13 protein-coding genes are annotated in these 18,522 nt (G+C 46.4%); all 13 read right to left on the reverse strand.

The window, feature by feature from the left end:
• A partial coding sequence (locus G9G54_RS25285) for an S-layer homology domain-containing protein (protein WP_238807594.1) occupies nt 1–1,964 on the reverse strand: 1,964 nt, incomplete at its 3' end.
• 679 nt (nt 1,965–2,643) lie between these two features.
• Nucleotides 2,644–2,889, reverse strand: a complete 246-nt coding sequence (locus G9G54_RS00255; protein WP_013310118.1) for a type B 50S ribosomal protein L31 — start codon at nt 2,887–2,889, stop codon at nt 2,644–2,646.
• 64 nt (nt 2,890–2,953) lie between these two features.
• A complete protein-coding gene (locus G9G54_RS25290) occupies nt 2,954–3,193 on the reverse strand; it encodes a hypothetical protein (RefSeq protein WP_237166228.1) in 240 nt (79 codons plus the stop codon).
• A gap of 203 nt (nt 3,194–3,396) precedes the next feature.
• Nucleotides 3,397–3,546, reverse strand: a complete 150-nt coding sequence (gene rpmG, locus G9G54_RS00265) for a 50S ribosomal protein L33 (RefSeq protein ID WP_013310116.1) — start codon at nt 3,544–3,546, stop codon at nt 3,397–3,399.
• A gap of 68 nt (nt 3,547–3,614) precedes the next feature.
• Nucleotides 3,615–4,184 carry a hypothetical protein gene (locus G9G54_RS00270; RefSeq protein ID WP_165175437.1) on the reverse strand — a complete coding sequence of 190 codons (570 nt, stop codon included), beginning with the start codon at nt 4,182–4,184 and terminating at the stop codon, nt 3,615–3,617.
• A gap of 80 nt (nt 4,185–4,264) precedes the next feature.
• Entirely contained in the window at nt 4,265–5,647 is a 1,383-nt protein-coding gene (locus G9G54_RS00275; RefSeq protein ID WP_165175439.1) for an MFS transporter, read from the reverse strand.
• A gap of 92 nt (nt 5,648–5,739) precedes the next feature.
• Complete coding sequence (locus tag G9G54_RS00280; protein ID WP_165175440.1) at nt 5,740–6,207, reverse strand: MarR family winged helix-turn-helix transcriptional regulator; 468 nt, start codon at nt 6,205–6,207, stop codon at nt 5,740–5,742.
• Between the two features lie 227 nt (nt 6,208–6,434).
• Nucleotides 6,435–9,464 (reverse strand): GAP1-N2 domain-containing protein, encoded by a 3,030-nt coding sequence (locus tag G9G54_RS00285; protein WP_165175442.1) that lies wholly within the window; start codon nt 9,462–9,464, stop codon nt 6,435–6,437.
• The gene (locus tag G9G54_RS00290) at nt 9,461–10,726 is read right to left on the reverse strand and encodes a TRAFAC clade GTPase domain-containing protein (RefSeq protein ID WP_165175443.1); all 1,266 of its coding nucleotides are present in this window, start codon (nt 10,724–10,726) and stop codon (nt 9,461–9,463) included. The genes G9G54_RS00285 and G9G54_RS00290 overlap by 4 nt, the downstream gene beginning before the upstream one ends.
• A gap of 16 nt (nt 10,727–10,742) precedes the next feature.
• Nucleotides 10,743–11,396, reverse strand: coding sequence for a beta-mannanase (locus G9G54_RS00295; protein WP_165175445.1), 654 nt, complete (start codon nt 11,394–11,396; stop codon nt 10,743–10,745).
• A gap of 19 nt (nt 11,397–11,415) precedes the next feature.
• Nucleotides 11,416–12,705 carry a vWA domain-containing protein gene (locus tag G9G54_RS00300; protein WP_103047751.1) on the reverse strand — a complete coding sequence of 430 codons (1,290 nt, stop codon included), beginning with the start codon at nt 12,703–12,705 and terminating at the stop codon, nt 11,416–11,418.
• Nucleotides 12,706–12,751: 46 nt separating this feature from the next.
• Nucleotides 12,752–15,118: a transcription initiation factor TFIID gene (locus G9G54_RS00305; RefSeq protein ID WP_165175446.1), complete on the reverse strand. Its 2,367-nt coding sequence runs from the start codon at nt 15,116–15,118 to the stop codon at nt 12,752–12,754.
• Between the two features lie 3 nt (nt 15,119–15,121).
• Nucleotides 15,122–18,511 (reverse strand): tubulin-like doman-containing protein, encoded by a 3,390-nt coding sequence (locus G9G54_RS00310; RefSeq protein ID WP_165175448.1) that lies wholly within the window; start codon nt 18,509–18,511, stop codon nt 15,122–15,124.
• Between the last annotated feature and the right edge of the window lie 11 nt (nt 18,512–18,522).

Consider the following 18,522-nt stretch of genomic DNA (forward strand, 5'->3'; position numbering starts at 1 on the left):
GCGTCGCTGTCTTCATCTGCAAACACACTCGCAAGGCTCACCGTCTTAACTCCATCCGCGGCTCCTGTCGTCACATTGCTGATCGACGTTTCCACCGTCGGCGCATGGTTCACAGCTTCCGGGATCACCGGCGTGATCGTCACGTTGAACTGCGTATCCACCGTGCCGCCCTTGCCGTCATCTACCGTTACCGTAATCGTGACTGTACCCGCGTTCACTGGCGTAATTTTCAGATCGCTTCCGTTTACCGCTGCTGTCGCCACGCCCGTATCCGTCGAGGTTGCTGTGTACGTCAGCGCGTCGCTGTCTTCATCTGCAAACACACTCGCAAGGCTCACCGTCTTAACTCCATCCGCGGCTCCTGTCGTCACATTGCTGATCGACGTTTCCACCGTCGGCGCATGGTTCACGGCTTCCGGAATCACAGGCGTAACCGTTACGTTGAACTGGCTGTTTATGGTCCCGCCCTTGCCGTCGTTCGCCGTAACCGTGATCGTGGCTGTTCCGGCGTTCATCGGCGTGAGAGTCAGCTGACTTCCATTCACTGATACCGTCGCTACGTTTGTGGCTGAAGTTTCTGCTGTGTAGGTCAGCGTGTCTCCATCAGCATCGGTAAAACTATTTGCCAGATTAATCTTTTTAGGCTCATCTGCTGTACTTAACGTAATATCAGTAAACCCGGTAGTAACGCCTGGCGCATGGTTAGTCACTGAATTTGTCGAAGTAGTTTTTCCTCCTCCAGACGAAAATGTCACGCTACTGGACGTAATTGTAGTCGTTTCTTGAACCGTTCCGTCAGCGGACTGAATTTGTCCAATCTGCTTTTGTACTTCGCTGTAATTTTGGATAACTTGTGAAACGGATGCATCTTTAGGCAGCTTAATCGTTTCAACTTTAAAATTCGGGTTCAAGGTCACTTTAGCGTTTGCGTTGGCAACTTGAAGCTCCCCGATTGTTCCGGTTCCTTTAATAGAAATACCATTGCCGGAATTCACATTAAGATGGTTTACGTTTCCATTCAGCTGGATATTAGAAACACCGTCATTAAGCTCGATTACTCCTTTGATATCCCCTTTAATCTGAACACCATCACCTAAAATTCGAAGCAGGCTGCTTTCCGGTAGACCATTGGTGTTTAACACAACATCTTTTTGCACGATTTCTAATTGTTGCAGCCCGTCCACATTACGATTGCGCGAATTAAACTTTAATTTAGCTCCTTTTAGCGCATCTTTATTGGAGTTTCCGATTAACTCTTTCAAATTCCCCTCTATTAAATAAGGAACATTATCGATTGTTACAATGTCCCCATCAATGCTATTGATCGTAGCTGTTTGCTCTTGAGATTTGAAAATATCCAGCAGGAAAGGAGCAATATCCTCCCTTTTTACTTCACCGGTGGGATTGAGCTTGCTGTCATGAATGTCAATTAAACCCAGGCGAAGTGCTGTATCTACCGATCCAGCCGCCCATTGGCTTACCAAGGACTGATCTTTGGGTAAAATGCTTGATCCGCCCTCTGCATTAACCCCTCCGACTGCACGAACAAACACAGCTGCCAGCTCTTCACGGGTAACAGGATCGTTCGGACGAAAGTTTCCTAATCCATCCCCGGATAGAAACCCGGCTTTTTGTGCGGCTTCTATATATGGGGCAGCAAATTGTTTACTTTGCACATCTTTAAAAGTAGAAGAACTCGAAATAGGGTCCAATTTTAAGGCTCTGACCAATAATACTGCGAGTTCCTGACGAGTTAATGTTGCTGCAGGGCGAAAAGTTCCATGAGGATCTCCCGATAAAAGCCCTTGGCGTACAGCTTCTTGGATGGCCGCCATTTTATCACTCGTCACATAGGATGTATCTGAAAACAAATTATTGGTAGGCGTTGCAGCGTAAGCAGAAGTACCAAACGCCGCCTGAAGAGCAACAAGAGCGGCTGCCCACTTAAGTGAATAAACTTTCAATGGTTCTACCTCCTAATTTACTTTTGAGTAAAACGACCCTATTCGATCTTCGAAATGTTTCTACATAATTCAAAGATAATAAAGCTTATTCACTGTATTTACCGATAAAAATGTGTTTATATTAATCTTTTATTCATATATTTGTCGAAAATAAGTGATTTATGTCGTTTTCAATTAATATACATGAAACCACTGAACCAATTCTGAACAAAAGCTTATCTATAATGATGCCTAGTTGTATCAAGTCTCTAACTATATCCTTCAAATAACTTATTTCCGCAAGTGATTTATCGGAACCCTCCCTTAATCGCGACTCTTGTGCTAAAAAAAAATAATCGCAGGCTAGATACCTGCGATTATTTTTAAATTAAGACAGCCTATGCGAAGTATAGAATTACGTTTTAAAATGATTAGTTGCCAAGATTAGCAATGCCGCTGCTGAATATCTTAAAACGTTATATTCGTATCTTTTTTCATCATAGCCCTCGTCGACTATTGTTCAGCTTCATTTAGCATTAAAAAGCAGCAGCTTCACGGACTGTTCCATAAGAATGTTAAATTCGAGACTTGAAAATACATTTGTTATTCGCGTTGTTTCGGATGTAACTATCCGTAAAAAATAAAAAAGCTAGGTTTACGAATTATTGGCATAATCCGTAAACCTAGCTCTCGACGAGTCTTACTTAAGGTTATATTTTTTGTTAAAGCGATCCACACGGCCACCGATATCCACGTTTCTTTGTTTACCAGTGAAGAACGGGTGGGAAGCGGAGCTAGTATCTACACGGATAACTGGGTATGTGTTGCCATCTTCCCATTCCATCGTTTCTTGCGAATATTTAGTGGAAGCACTCAGGAAAGTAAATCCACAGCTAGGGTCCAAAAAGATAACTTTGTTCAATGTTGGATGAATATCTTTTTTCATTAGTTTCACCTAATCTTTCATGTAGTTTTAGTTTCAAACTCAAACGTACTGGCGCAATACTCCATCAGTTGGCAAAAGGAACGGTTATGTCCCAGAAAAAAAGACGACAGATCATAACGGTTGCGCTCAAGCTCGTAAACGACAAGCAAACGATGCCGCATATACGCATCGCCCATTGCACGAACGCTCCGGATCTTTCGTCAGCCTTCATCGTTATATAAGCATATAGTGAATGGTCCTCCGGCTCGTCCCAAATGCTGACACCAGCACAGGAGAACTCGGTAGCCACGTGCTTTCGATTCAAAAGGCAAAGCGTACCATGTAGCTCGGCATCTATCATACAGCCATGAAAAAAGCCGTTCTCTTAGATGCAAGCTTTAACTTTAGACGCTCTGTCCACTGGACTAATTCAAGTTTTCGCCGGTTCCATAACGCAGGCTTTTGCAAACTTAACAGGCTTCGCTCAGGAAGCAGAATCATTCAGGTTGCTATACAGCAGACCTAAAATTATCTAGTTTCACGATGGATCGTGTACTTTTTCAGACGCGGAGAGTATTTTTTCATTTCAAGACGGTCCGGATGATTTCTTTTGTTCTTGGTTGTTGTATAGTTGCGGTCACCGGATTCGGTGCATGCCAAGGTAACAATTACGCGCATTTCTCTTCCTCCTTAATTGGAATACATGGTATACAATTACAATAGTAATTTTTACGATTAGTTCTATTCTATAATTCATGCTCCGCTTTGTCAACCTTAGAGTCACGGTTTGTCGCTTCTTCTACCGTGTTCCAGCGATTACGGTACTGTGCAAGCTTCGGATGAAGTTCTAGTGGTTCGCTCGAAAGCACCAATCTGACGTTTCTAATCCATTCTCCGAATGATGCATAGGAAGCGCACAAATTTGCCATTTCAGGACTCATATACAAAAAAATCGGGGTCGTATACTTTTCCGCCAAAAAACGGATGGCTGCTTCAATCGGCGTATACTTTTTACGCTTACCTTCCCAGCTCTCAATCACAACAGCACTCAAAGCCTGCTCCCGCTGCCACTCTCCCAGCTCGTCCACCCGCTTGTAATACGAACGTACCGGCTGCTTCCACATTCTTCTGACGGTTTCTTCATGCAGCGGATACAGCACCAGCTTTGTAAAAGATAATGCAGCTCCTGTTTCGGCAAAAAGCTCCAGCTCTCTGGCGGTAATCTGCTCGAACGTATCATAGTAGACTAGGGTCCCTTTATGCGTCTCGATCGGAGGCTCATAACCATAGGGTACATATTGAAGGTTTCTTGTCATGCCGGACACTCCGTCCTTCCATAGATGAACTTTTCCTTCTATATTATACCCTTGTTTTGGCATGAGTTTACATCAAATGTTTATCCTTGTTCAACAGCAGGCGTATTACGGCGTGAACCCCTTCTGAATTGCAACGCATAAAGTGCCATCGTCACAAGCGCAATCAGTGCAAGCACCGTAAAAATATTGCTAAAATTGAATACCTGCACATTAGATACGACAGGATTCAAATGAAAGGACGACGAACTATCCAGCGTTTTGCCCAAAATACTTGTCGTGATCGCCCCGGCAATGAAATTCAGCAGAGATAGCAGCCCCATTCCAACACCAATCTGGTCTTTCGACAAGGTACGAGAAATCGTGTTGGACATGGCAATTTGCATGAAGGTCTGACCTACGTTTCCGAAAATAAGCAAAAATAAAATCAGATACGGAGAGGCACCCACAAATGTAGACAAGCTGATAAAACAGATAAACAAAAGCGATACAGCTGTATAGACGAGAAACGAATTTCCTTTGCTATCCGCCAAACGCCCTCCTCTTTTACCCAATAGAGCCGAAGCAATAGCAGCCGGAAACATAACCAGTCCAATTATTGCCGGCGTAAGCTGATTGAGACTGTTTAGAAACTGCGGTGCCAAGTACGGCAATCCAAAGCTAATCCCCGTCCCTAAAAAAGCAATAAGGAGCCCGTATGAATATTGCTTGTTACGGAACAGCTTCGGCTGGATGAATGGATCATGCGCAGTGTTAATGCGCCATATAAACAGTGCAAATAACACCATACCGACCAGAAAAAACATCATATTGGTTTGCGAAATCGAAAGTAATAAGAAGGCTACTGTTCCACCCAGCAATAATCCACCCAGAAAATCGAACTTCTGATCCTCTCCACGCTGATCGTCCAAATATTTGCGGAAGAACGGCAATGCGATCAGTGGCAGCATGGAAATGACGAACAAAAAACGCCAGCTTGCAAAGCCTGTGATCAAACCGGAAATAATCGGAGCCAGTGCAGTACCTAACGCCAAGCCGATTGCTGTGACGCCCAAAGCACGTCCCCTTTTTTCAGCCGAGAAATAACGGACTGGGACGATCATAGCAGTTGCCGGAATAACTGCAGCCCCTGCAGCCTGAAGCAAACGAGCTACAATGAGCATCCAAAATTGATTGGCCAACAGTCCAATAAGCGAACCCAGTGCAAAAAAGATAATCCCAAACGTCAGCAAATCCTTAAGACGATATTTATCTGCCAATTTGCCGTAGGTCACCGAGCCAACTGCATACACGATCATATAGCCAGTCAGCAACCAACTTACATCGGAAGCACTAATATGAAACTCCTCTCGAATCACAGGCATAACGACATTAAACATAAAAGCGTTCATCACTGAAAAAACAAGTGTGAAAGCTAGCACTCGCATAAGCTTATCCGCATTGGGATAAGTTTGTTCATTTATCATTTGGTTGTCTCCCTCTCCTGTAAACCTCTTATCTAAGATCATATTTCACTGTTTTTGATACCCCTATCCGGGCAAATTCTCTATATATCCGCTCAAACGCGGGTGTCCTCATGGTGGTAGTCGCGGAGAATTTTTTTAAGCAGGCCGCGCAGCGTCTCCGATTCTCCGACAGATAATGTTTCACCTACCGAGCTTTTAATTGCCTCAATAGTACGTTCAGCTACTTTGTGAATCTCTAAGCCTTCCTCAGTCAAATAGATTTGCTTCATTCGTGCATCTTCCGGGTGACTTTTGCGTATTGCCCAGTTTTTCTTAACGATCCCGTTAACCAGGCTGGTAACGCTTGATTTATCAATAAGCAATAGCCTTTCCAAATCCGTATTGGTGACTCCAGGCGACACCGCCAGTATATAGAGCGTCTGCGATTGTGGGGAGGTGAGTCCCAAAGGGCGCAGTGCCGTTTCAATTTCGCGCCGGACGGTAGTGAAAATCCATTTAATTAAATACATCGTGCTCTCTTCCTCCCAAGGAAGACAAACGGGATACACCTCGCTTCCCATCTCACTACGAACCTCCATATCCATCTAATTTTAATAGTTTGAATTCCAACTAATTTTAATCAGCTGCCTACTTGGTGTCAATACTTTCGTAAAATGATGTTTACTAAGATAAGGTGAATTTCAAATTACGGATTCATCCTTTATGGAAATATAGGCATAATAAAAGACGAGTCCTTGAAGGAAACCCGTCTTTTACTTCATTCATCATTCATTTGTTTTATAGTTGTTTAGTCCGCGGCTTTCACTTGAACTAGCGGATATTCTTCTTCATCAACGGTAACCGTACTAGCATCATTCAGCTCCAGCCGTTGCCAAATGGTTAACAACGTACGATAAGGATACTTCTTCAGATCGTACTCCTTTGTCTCTGTACCATCACCGGACGTGCTACCTATGGTTTTATCGGCTGCTATACCACTACCCTCAGTAGAAATCTCCGAAGTCGAGCCTCCGTCCGTGTTGCCTGTCACTGCTCCAGACTGATCGCCGCTTGTTCCACTGGATGTACTACCACGAGCTGTGGAACCACTGTCCGTGGATTGTCCATCTGCTGTCGTACTTTTTGTAGTGGCGCTCCCAGTGATTACGTCACCGGATGGATCATTGTTCGCATTACTGGCAGCTTCCTTGTCGTTCTGTTCAGCAAGCGTAAAATTTTCGTATAAGTGCTCCTGTTGATCCGCCCCAACAATGACGAGCTTCTTCGGCTTAAATTCTGCCTGCTCTGTCGATGTCTGAAACGCAAACAACAGCTTGACCATTTTCGTAGTGGACTTGGTATTAGGCACATGTGTCACTATCGCCGTAGGCTCCTCTTTTACGGGCACTGTAGGCTCTACAGGCTGTTGTACAGGCTTCGGAGCAGCAACAGGCGCAGGTGTGTCACCAGATCCGATCACCCCGGTTGCTTTCAGGCCGCCGAGCGTACCTGCAATGACAATCAGCACGATCCCGGAAATCACCCCACCTTTACGAAAACGACGAAGTGTTTTAACCAACGGTGTGTCCGTCTCCCGCTTTGCTGCCAAATAGAAATTTTTAAAAGCAGGCTTTGCAGGTTCAAAATATTGACGCCACAGCGTTTTTTTATGCAGTCCCTCTCGTCCTTCCTTTTGGAAGAATAGAAGTAGCGCACGTCGATACGACGGTTCGAAACCGCCACGTGGAGTAGCAAACTCGGGGTGTTCTTCCGACCATCGGATAAAGCGGTACATCGTATCGTTATCCTTCGCCCATTTGCGGATCGAACTGACCAGACGAGCAAAGTCCAATATTCCTTCTCCCGGCCCGTCAGAACGATAGAAAGCAGGCAACAGACGGGCAAAATGGCCTTCCGCAAGCTGCTGGGGCAGCCAGCCATAAGCCCAATCCTGTACCTTTTCTACTTCGCCAGGCTCCAGGCCATCCAGTACCGACGGTTCCGGTTCCTCCGTATTAAACCAATCGTAAGCCGCAATCAATCGCACTGCTTGTCCCTTGAGGGGAGCAGGCAGCTTTCCAACCCACTGCACCAAATCGGGCCGTGTAAAAAATGGAATCTGTACGACCTGATCGGGTGATATTTCTTTTAGCTCTACTTCGGTAAGTAAATACCGATCCGACGCTTCCTGCAGGCGCTCTGTCAATCCAGATTGCTCCAGCGGGGACAGTTTGCCTACGGCAGAGCTGCTGTCCCATTGACGCAAGCGTTGGTGAATGGCAGCCACAGCCTCTACTGGTTTTCTTTCGGCACGCAGTCTGCCCATCAGTGCAGATTCTGCCAAAAGCTGAAAATCGGCATTCGCCGACACTTCGATATACCGACTGCCCCATTCATGCACAACAGCCAGCAATCCCTTGGCATCCGGTGTTCTTTTCATCTGACTGTCCATGTAGGGAATGAACAGCATTTTTGTAAGCGCCGGATTACCCAGCACTTTCGTAAAATATGCCTTGCCTAATGACGGATTCTCCTCAATCGTATGGTAAATATACGTGACTGCTTCCGTATTTCTGGCAGTATAAGCATTGTTTAGCGAACGGATTAAATATTCCACCAACCGATTTTCGCTGCTGCGTGCATGAACTTTATAATAGTCCTTGAAACTATCGACTAGACCTACATCTGGAATATATCCATCCTTCACCCGATCAAATTCATGATCAAAAAACGATAGAAACAGATCATTCAGCCTCATTTTACGTGGCAGCGAATCGGGTGGCGATAAATAATCAGTCAAGCTTCGTAATACAGCGATTCGTTGTTCGTTGTATAATGCCCGCTCTCCCTGCTCAATTCTGTACAACGTAATGAGCTCATGATAGCTGGATGGCGTCAAATCACGCCCTGCCTCCATACCTGTCAGCATTTGCTCGGCAAATTTGAAGAAATCATCCGGCGTCTCACCATTCAGCAACGTACGGACAATCCAGTCAAAATACGGCTGTCTCATCTGCTCTGCATCCACATTAAGTATTCGACTATGGTTAGACAGGTCAAATACAAAGTCCTTTTCCACATTCCGATCACCGGGACGCAAACTAAAAGGCTCAACGAACATCAAGTGAATGCCTTTTCTGCTGTTCGGTTCCTGTGCATATGTAAGAAATCCGAGTCTGTTACGAAATGCATAAGGCAGTGCCGCATACAGCACACCCAGCAGCTGCTTGGCTGAAGAACCGACCGCTTCTACAGGAACATTCAGCGCTACATATACCTTTTTGCGACCCGCTGCGGACATCATGACTGCGTATAAAAGCTGTTTGAACACTTCTTCGCTCAGCTGCAATTGAGCCAGCACTGTAGACGGGTCAACAGCCGGAAATACACTTCCACCCGGTAGACGCTCCAATTCCGGTAAATCCGTTCCCTGCTCAATATCATAGGTATCAACAAATGATGTGTTCAGCCACTGCTTATAGTCAGACGGAGATTCACCATGTCCGGCTGGAATCACATAGTTGTGCGTGAAAAAGGCGCTCCGCAGCCCAGTAAAATCCGCAGCCTTATAAATACTGCGGCCAAGCACTACATCCCCGGACTCCGTCCGTACCAGATGCATGGCTTCTGGATAGACGCTTTCCTGCTTCTCGCCACGCGCCGTCAAAGCAGCAGGCGCATCATATACACATAAGGGATTGAGCACCTTTTTAATAAAAGAAGCATCCAATCCTTTGGAATTAGCCACTGTATCGAAGCCTTCCGTAGAACGGAAAATTCCACGCCGTTCCCGTGTGTACATCTGCTGTTGTATCAAATGAGAGGTAGAATAACTCACTGTGATTCTCTCCCCTCAATGTACTTCAACTTATAAAGCAGCCAAATGAATGGCTCATCCACACGGATCGGACTAACCAATCCTTGCAGCTTTTGCTCCACTGGATTGCTACCCAGCGCGGAAACCGCGAAATAGGCCGTATCCGTAAAATATACATCCATCGTGCCCTTGAACGGCTTATCCACCTTTTCGATGAAGCGTCGAACTTCGCCATCAATGTTCGCGAACTCATCCAAATCCATATATTTGCGATGCTCCATCGGATTAAAAATATTGCTATTCGTCTTGATGTATGTGCCTTCTTCATCTGCCAATGCAGTAAGCATATCACTTTTGGTCAGGACGACAGCGGTCGGAATGTCCGTTTTCCCTTTTTCCTGATAAGCAATAAAATCACCGAACATCGTAAGTACGACATCACGCGGTTCATCATATTGCGAGACCCATTCACCCGGCTTATCGCTAAGGTTAATCTTAATGCGCTCCCGAATAGAGCGGATTTGCAGTGGATCGACCATAAAGAGAATACCTGCTGAATTCTTAATATGCTGTCCATGCAGTCCCAGATAGTCCTGATCTACCATTCCCTCACCGGCGACATCAAAAAATACCAGCGTCAGTGGCGGCTTTTCCTCATCCTTAAATACAAACTGGAAGATAAAAGGCTCCTGCATCTTTTCTTTTTGTGTCGATGTAAGCAGATCGCCTCGTTCAAATAGGGGTTCCTCATACATGGTGCGGAACTTTCGGCTGATCTCTGCATTGAGCGGCATGCAAGCCGCGTCAAAATGATCGGCCGTAACATGCTGCAGCGTGTGAATCAGGGAGGTCATATAGACAGATTTCCCCGCCTGCGAAGCTCCAATAATCGAAATGATATTGCTAGGCACCTTACCCGCGGTCACGGGCAGCTCGTTATGACAGTGTGGGCACAGTCGATGACGCGTCAGCTCGCCATAACGGTCTGTCAGTCCTGTTAGTACATGATCAGAATACAATCGATGTTCCTCAGGAACATCATGGGGATGCAAAATTGCCTCCATATCATGCACACTATCCAAGCCAAAACGCTCCCGATATTTGTTCAACAGTTCATCTTCACCCAAAGCGTAGTCCTCGTCATCTTCACGGTGATGAGAAGCACGGAATACCACGTCCTCCGGGGAAAATTTACTAAAGCAATAAGGGCACACAATATCATAAAATAACGGCCTTGGCGCTGCCTGTGGCTTTCTTCTGAATAAATTGCTAAGAAAACTCATCGGTTGCGGCCTCCTTTCATTCAGGAACTAATTCATATACCGTGCCATATTTCTGGCCGTCTGTAAAAAACAGCCGCACATATTCATCTCCCCCCACTTCAACAGCGGGTAAAACATTCCGTCCCGCGGCAAAGGGTGCCGTGAATGGATACAAGGTTCCATCGTCCCGGTCTGCGGGATAGCCCCCGCGCTTCTTCACGTAGCAAAGCGCCTCCTGCGGGACAGGAACTTCGGCTGTCACCTGAATCTGGACGGTTTTGCGGCTGCGAAACCAGCTTTTTTTATGGTGAACCGCATATCTGATTTTAGCCCTCCCCGTACTCAACTCCAGTTGGTTGGCTCCGTCTTGCTGACGGATCACGTAAGTGTCTCCATCCTCCCGAACAGCCGGATATACGATATACCGTACGCGTCCAATACCATCAATTCGGTCACGATAGCTACCAGCAGCCTTATACTCCTCGCGTGTAAACAGTTTTAGGCTTGAAAAAGGCGGTAAAACTTCACCCTCATTTTGCCCATTCACACCTGCATCGGCTGATTGTTTCGCAATATATACCACGGCTGCGCCCTCAGGCCACTGCCAGCGCAACACAACCCGGTTGTCATCAATTTTGTGGCTCAGCTCCGAAATAACAGGATCACCGGGCTGTGCTTCCCTATACTGCATAAGTTCCAGGCCTCCCGTTCTAAAATCCACTGCTGCGTCGATTGCGCGTCGGGGCTTCCGGTGCCCCTCTCCGGCGTCCTGACGGCGCACCCTGACTTCCTCCACCGGAAGATCGGCGAGTATTTTCCGCAATCGGTAGAACAAGCGAAAAGACAGCGATAAGGGCTGCCAGTACGAGCGCTGCCACCAAACGAATCATCAAGTCGCCTATAGGCGAGCCAGATAATCCCTTTTCCAAAATAAAGCCAGCGAGCAAGCCTGCCGGGACTCCTCCAATCGCAAAATTCCGCGCGAGAAAACGGTTATCAAACATCAGCCCAAGAGCTAATCCTAATAGAGCGCCGATAATGACCAGAGCCGTTACGCGATAAATGGCAAAATACAGACTGTCGGCATACTCACCTGTCCGCTCCGTTACCAGTGTGCGATCACCGATTTTGTTATATATTTTACCGAACGCCTGAGTAAGTCCTTGGGCATTGGCTACATTAGAATAAGTTCCGCCTGTCAGGTCAGCAATATTTTGCAATAAGGCTATACCATCCGACTCTGCCAGCTTCAGCCCGATCGTATTGATCGGAATCTGGCGGGCGATATAAGGAGCCAATGCCGTCTGGGTATCCAGCTCGCTAAAGCCGTCAGAGAGCATAATAACGAGAGAACCTTTTTCTGCATTGCCTTGGGTTTCAATCTCCTTGATCGTCTCATCCAAAGCAAGTCCGATCTCTGTACCGCCTGACATTATAGTCTGCATACTATCAATTTTGGAATAAACCGCTTGCTTCTCTGCATCTGTGCGAATGGGAGTAAACGGCTGAACCAACTGCGCAGTAGAATCAAATGAAACAATGGCTACCCGCTTGTCTCCATCCATTTGGCCAATTAGACTCTTGGCAGCCGTTAGGCGTTCATTATCGGGATCTGTTTGCTGCATACTCCCGGAATTATCAATCACTAGCACGAGGTCCTGTACGCTCTTGCGCCCTTCAGGGTTAACCTGATAGCCCAACTCCAATAGCAGACCTGCGACGAATAACATCACCAGCGTTGCAGGCACCAGTAACTTCCAGGATAACCCGGAGTAGCGCTGCCGCCATGAATGCCCATTTAACTGTGGCGAAATTAGTTCGCCGATCAGACAACCTAGGCCAATACACAGTGCCATGATGCCAAAATACAGCCCGATCACGACGATATGCGGCCAGTGCCCTATCAATTTGTGAAGAATAAGCTCTCCCAAGATGAAGCCTACTACAGCGCCCAGCAAGCCGAACAGCAATAGGAGAACGTTAAATTTACGCTGCTTCATAAGAATCGTTGCTTCCTTCCATCATTAAAGTAGGATGAATATGTGGCTACCGCAATTCCGGCAACCGGTCCACGTCGATTCCGTGAAACACGAAACCATTCGCAGTATATGTCTCATAATACGTTTTGCCGTTGCGGTAAACCATCAGATCCTCCAGATGGAAGCCGCCCATCAAATGCAGCTTTTCCACCCCGCTGCTGCGACGCTCATGTACAAAACCCAGCTTGTAAATACGCGAAGTAATGTCCACATCCATCGCATAAGGAAGAAATTCACCTTCGTAGTCACCAAAGAAGTACTTTTCTTCATACCGATGCTCATGGGTATAGTCGAGCAAACGTACGTTAATTCCACCATGTTCCTCTAACGTTTGATACAGTTTCTTAAACAGCTCATCCTTCGGAACGACCAGCCGATTTTCATATGCAGCAGCTACATTCGCACGCCGCAATAATTCTTCTTCGAAGGTCTGATTAAACGGCTGTGAACTGAGAATCAAGGTGCGACAGGTCTGCGTAAGTCGATCCACCAATGCGGACAGGCCCCCGTCCAGCAATCCAGATACAGGCCCCATATGCCGGGTATCAAAGAATATAGATTTTCCCCGCTTGCTTTCCAGCTCACGCATGACATCCTCCGTCACACGCTCGTAATACTCGAACAGGTTTTGACCTGTGTAACTGTCGGCCTGCCGAATACTGTCTGTTGCAGCTTGATGTAATTCACGCTCCAGGCTGGAAAGCTGTACTGTAATATGCTTCGCTTGTGCATGCCATTTTTCTAGTGCCAGTTCATAGCGGCGAAGCAGCTCCAAATCGGCTTGAATTCGCAGCATGTGCAGTTTGTGCCCGTAAACCGTCTCGGTCAGGTAACGAATCAAGCTGCGCACATTATGCTTATCCATGAGTGGCAGTCGTTGAAAAGGTTGGTCCTCCACTCGCCCGCTATACAGGGTGTCCAGTTCAGCAGCACTAATCTGCAAGTCATTGGACGTATCCCGAATCAGCCCCCGAATGGCGGTAAGCACATTTCCTGTTTTATTTTCATCTGTCCAGTCTGTTAACTCGAATAAGCCGATTTCAGGATATTCCTTGGCAGCTGCATTCACAGCCGACTGCAGACCTGATTCCGCCTGAAAATCTCCCAACCGTTTGTGCACAATCCGTTCACAGTTATCGCGGAAAAAGGCTTCGCAGCCCCGACCAAACAAGGCTTCCTCCGCCTCACGTAATGTCATTCGCTTCAACGAGCCGTAGCTGGTTCCGCTGGTCATCAGTGCGCTCATGTCCGTGATCGCTTCATTACCAGGAACGAGATCATTTCGCGTGCGACCACGCTCAGCAGCATCTAAACCAAAATAATTCAGCTTATCGCGTATGTCCCACTCCTGCTCTGTTCTCATACGCTCTAACAGCTTCACATAAAAGTGATACAGCACCGTAAGTGCGATTGACTGGTTAGGGCGGTTGACTCGGGAAAATCCAGCCGACACATAACCCTGCCGCCCGGATTCCGTCATGATGTTGTTTTTAAACGATGTATTGTTGTATCCCCCATCCTGTGACCGATAGGAATCTCCTGCCTGATAGCGGTTTTTAAGAAGCTGAATATGGCAAATGATGTCACAGCTTTCTCGCAGGCTATTCGGCACCGTTACGCCGCGTTCGTTCTTGTCGGACAGCACATAGACGAGGTCGAACAACGGTGATGGAGCATGGGTTACTGAAATGGTCAATTTGTCCTCGGTCATATGAAGCGGTGCCGTAAACGTATACTCTGGACTCTGGATATAGTCCAGCTCCCGCATGAAAGCAACGGACGTTGCATTACTGTAACCGAATTGGACAGCCTGATCGCTTTCATTCACCAACACATACAGATCCATTTGTACCGATTTAAAAGACTGTGCAAAAATATACTCCGCCAACAGCGTAATTTCAGGGATTAATACGTTCATGGGGTCATCCGCTGTCGTCAAAATCGACAAATGGACACGCTCGAACGAAGAATACAACCGACCGTAATCTGCCAGATGTCCACTAGCCCGGCGCAACGCGGTGTTAAGCTCAATTAGCTGCGATTCATGTGTATAAAAAGCCTGGTGCAAGTCACGGCGTATCGTTTGGTGGCCACTTTCCTCCGGTACCGCTATCGTATGAACAATAGCATCCACCGAACGATCTACAGCCGCATGTTCTTCCTGCGAGCGGATCTGAATATACGTTACTCCCGTGCTGTTATCCCACTTGGTCCGGTTGATATCTGCAATGGTGTTCATCACCGGGTTCATGCGATCACCGATAAAAAGAAACACGGACGGGAAATGGATGCTGCTGCGTCCATCCCCGCTTCCGATTAATTGGTCCTCTGCGGCTGCATAGTCAGCCGCATAACGTAACAGCTGCTCTCTCATACTTTATTTCAACTTTCTGCGGATGTCGTTTAATTTTCCAGCCATTTGAGCATAAAATGCATATAGTTCCGCTCCGTTAGCCAGCTCCACCTTTTCATATTCCAATTGATTGCGGGCCTCTGTGTAAGTCGCAGCCAGTTCATCCAGCTTCGACAGCAGTGGTGTAATATCCTCCGATGAAGTCAATACAGCATCACGGCGATCCGCCTTGCGCATTAGAGCTGCGAATTTCTTTTCATCCAAACCACGGAAGTTTGTAAACACTTCAAACTCCACATAATTACGGCTCTTCATGACATTGGCAAACGGCTCCCAAGCCTCTTCTTCTTCGTCACGATCATAGACGTACAAAGCACCTTTTTTCGTAATCGTATCCGTATAGAGTGCCTGAATGAACTGATCCAGCCATTTTTCTTCATCCTGATATTTGCCCAGCAAAGCTTCCAGTTCAGTGGCTTTCGCTTCAATTTGTGTATATTTCGCTAGTTCTTCACGAACCACCTGTGTTAACTCTGGTGAACGGATCAGGTTTTCCTTCGCCATCTCTTCATTGATGCTGCCAAAGATGTCCTTGCTTCCGGCCTGCTCCAGCCCTTCAGCCAGCAGACGTTTCAACTCAGACCATGCTCTTTTCACCTCACCCAAATTCGGCTTGGATTCCTGCAAGCGCATATCGTAGCCTGCCAGCATCGCATTCAGATCTAGCGCATGTGAACGGATTACAGTGAAGCGGCTGCTCGTATTCTGATCGACATCCTTTTCTCGAATCACGCCAAGTGACTTGGCACGGTCAAAATCATTACGAATGCGCGCATTGTAAGCTTGCACACGCGAATTGACGTAAGTTTCGCCCCATGACTTTTCAGGAATCGGCGACGGAAGATTAGTCCAGTTGTTCTGACCTGTTTGTACCAGATGGCGGCCAATACCTTCGCGGTCAAGAATCGTTTTTTCATAGCTTTCTTCATACACTTTGAGCGGCGTATATACAAACAGAGGAACACCATTACGCGTATTGAGCCAGAAAATCCGGTTACGAACTTCACTCTCTTTAATAGTAAAGTGTGATTTGCCAATTGCATTATTTTGATAATTGCGAACGCCCTTCAGGATATTAGGCGACTGTACAGGTACTGAAACGAATCCCCATGACGGGAAGTACAAGTTGCCAGAGCTATTGCTCAGATGAAACACAGGTACAGCTTCCTCATCCAGTTTGCTCGCAATGTAGCGCTCCACAAATTTTTCAATGGCTTCATCTTGCCCGTATTTCATGACGAGGAAATCTTCCATGGAACGGGTAATGAGATCACCGAACTTATCAGTCAAAAAATTGGAGATTGAGCTGATGATGTCCATATCCTGATCCTTCACCCATTGATCTGAATTTTCGAGCAATTCTTGGGCAAAATCACGAATCAAATCATCACCGTTGCGGTTATCAAGCAGCTTAGTCACAACTTCAGAAATATCCGGTACACTTACCAGATTCCAATAGTACGTTTTGTTACCTTTGTGATCGGACTGTTCCTCGCCGTTAATCAGCAGATCGCCATTCTTCTCGAAAATTGCGCTCAGCGCGTTCAAAATTTCAGTAAATACATTATAAATGCGGCTATTTTCCTTGTTCAACAAGTCATACAGGTCTTCATAAAATTCAATGAGCTGCTCTGTACGTTCCACATCAGCCCGCAGCCAATATTCATTAATTTTCGCTTCGATGTACGCATTTTTCTTTTTATCCTTAGACACAAACGCGCTCTTGGCATCGCCCAGCTTTTCGTTCGCCTGCTCACGTGCCCATTCAATGTCCGTAGGAATACGATGCAGTGATTCACGCAACGTTTCAACATATGAAAGCAGCATTTTCAGCAAGCTAAATCCTTTTTCAGTATAAATCATACGGGATACATAAAACGGCCCTTGCTCAGGATGGAGAAACATCCGGCGAATTTGATCCGTAAACTGTCCAGTAATTTCACCAGGAAGCTGCTTCTTCGCTTTGATATACTCTTCGCGGGCACGCGTCAGGAACGTTTGCTCAAGCTCGGTGTCCATATTGACAACTTGCATTTTAACGACATTGCTATAACTTAACCGTTCACTGTTTTCAAAGCCAGGAAGTGGCTCAGGTACACGGGATTCAAAGTTTTTGATCATGCTATCCAGATCCACGCCCAGCTTGCGGGCAAACTTCTCTACATCCTCTTGATTTGGCGATTGCTCGAACATTTTGGACATTTTGCCAAACATTCGATAGGCCAGATATGTCGTCATTTCCTCCATTGGCAGTACCGCCGAGGAAGCCCCGATAATATTGTAATCGTAGTTTGCCGGATACGCCTTATTCATTTGTGCGATGTTGGTACGGATATTGCTGATATAGTCATGAATGGCAAACTCTTCGCCCGACTGTTTTTCCTCACTCGCCATAAAGTTAGTGATGTTCTCAGCGGTGACATTCATGCAGTAATCATAAGCGTTTTCCAACAGCTTGCCTTCCGTATTCGTGGCCGAAATGAGGTGGCACAGATTAAACGGCGGAAGCGGCGAGTTCACGGTCAAAATGTTGCCGTACTGCTGCTTAAAACGTTCACCACGGCTGTCTACATTCATCCAATAGTCCAGTTCTTTCAGTGCAGCATAGCCGTTCTTTTTAATATATTCACGGGTATGCTCGCTCAGGCTTTTGTTCGCCAAATTAATATCTGGTGTAAACAGATAACCTAATGTATTTACACGGTCTACGCCTGCAGAGCCATAGTCGCGCTCAATAATTCCTCGGACGATATATGAAATATCGAGGAAGGTACCGCTTCCTGTACCGCCGGACAAACCGGACAGCAGGAACACCATAAGCTTCTTGTTGGTGCCTTCAGACAAGGTTTTGATTTTTTTGTCAATGCTTTGTACGACCTGATTGATTTTGGTGAACAGCAGCAATCGTCCTGCCTGCCGCACCCCTGCCGCACCATTCATACCATCGGTAATGCTTAGTTCGGGAGACAGCCAATCGGTAATGTACGGCTCAAGAATGCTGCGGTTTTGCAGCAATCCACCGATTTCCGCATTGGATAGCAGTACAAACTCATTGATAGGGTCCAAACCAATCCCCTTGTATTTTTTGTTGCGGTCTTGTTCATTCGTTTCAAAAGCGAGAAATTCCACATTGTCCGGTTTATCACTCTTTTTCTTGGAAATCGGATCTGCTGGAAGCTTGAATCTACGGTTAATTTGATATTTCAAGCGGAGAAGGGCATCAATCCCCGTTCCTCCGAGTCCGATAATTAAAATAGGATTATCAATAGTATCAACTCTGATCTTATCGCTTACGATCCCTCCGCCGAGTGATACGTCTAATTGTTGGATATGCTCTCTAACTACTGGTTTCATAGATATGACCT

Origin of the sequence: Paenibacillus sp. EKM212P (assembly GCF_011066115.1) — a bacterium.
In the GTDB taxonomy this organism is placed as follows: domain Bacteria; phylum Bacillota; class Bacilli; order Paenibacillales; family Paenibacillaceae; genus Paenibacillus; species Paenibacillus polymyxa_B.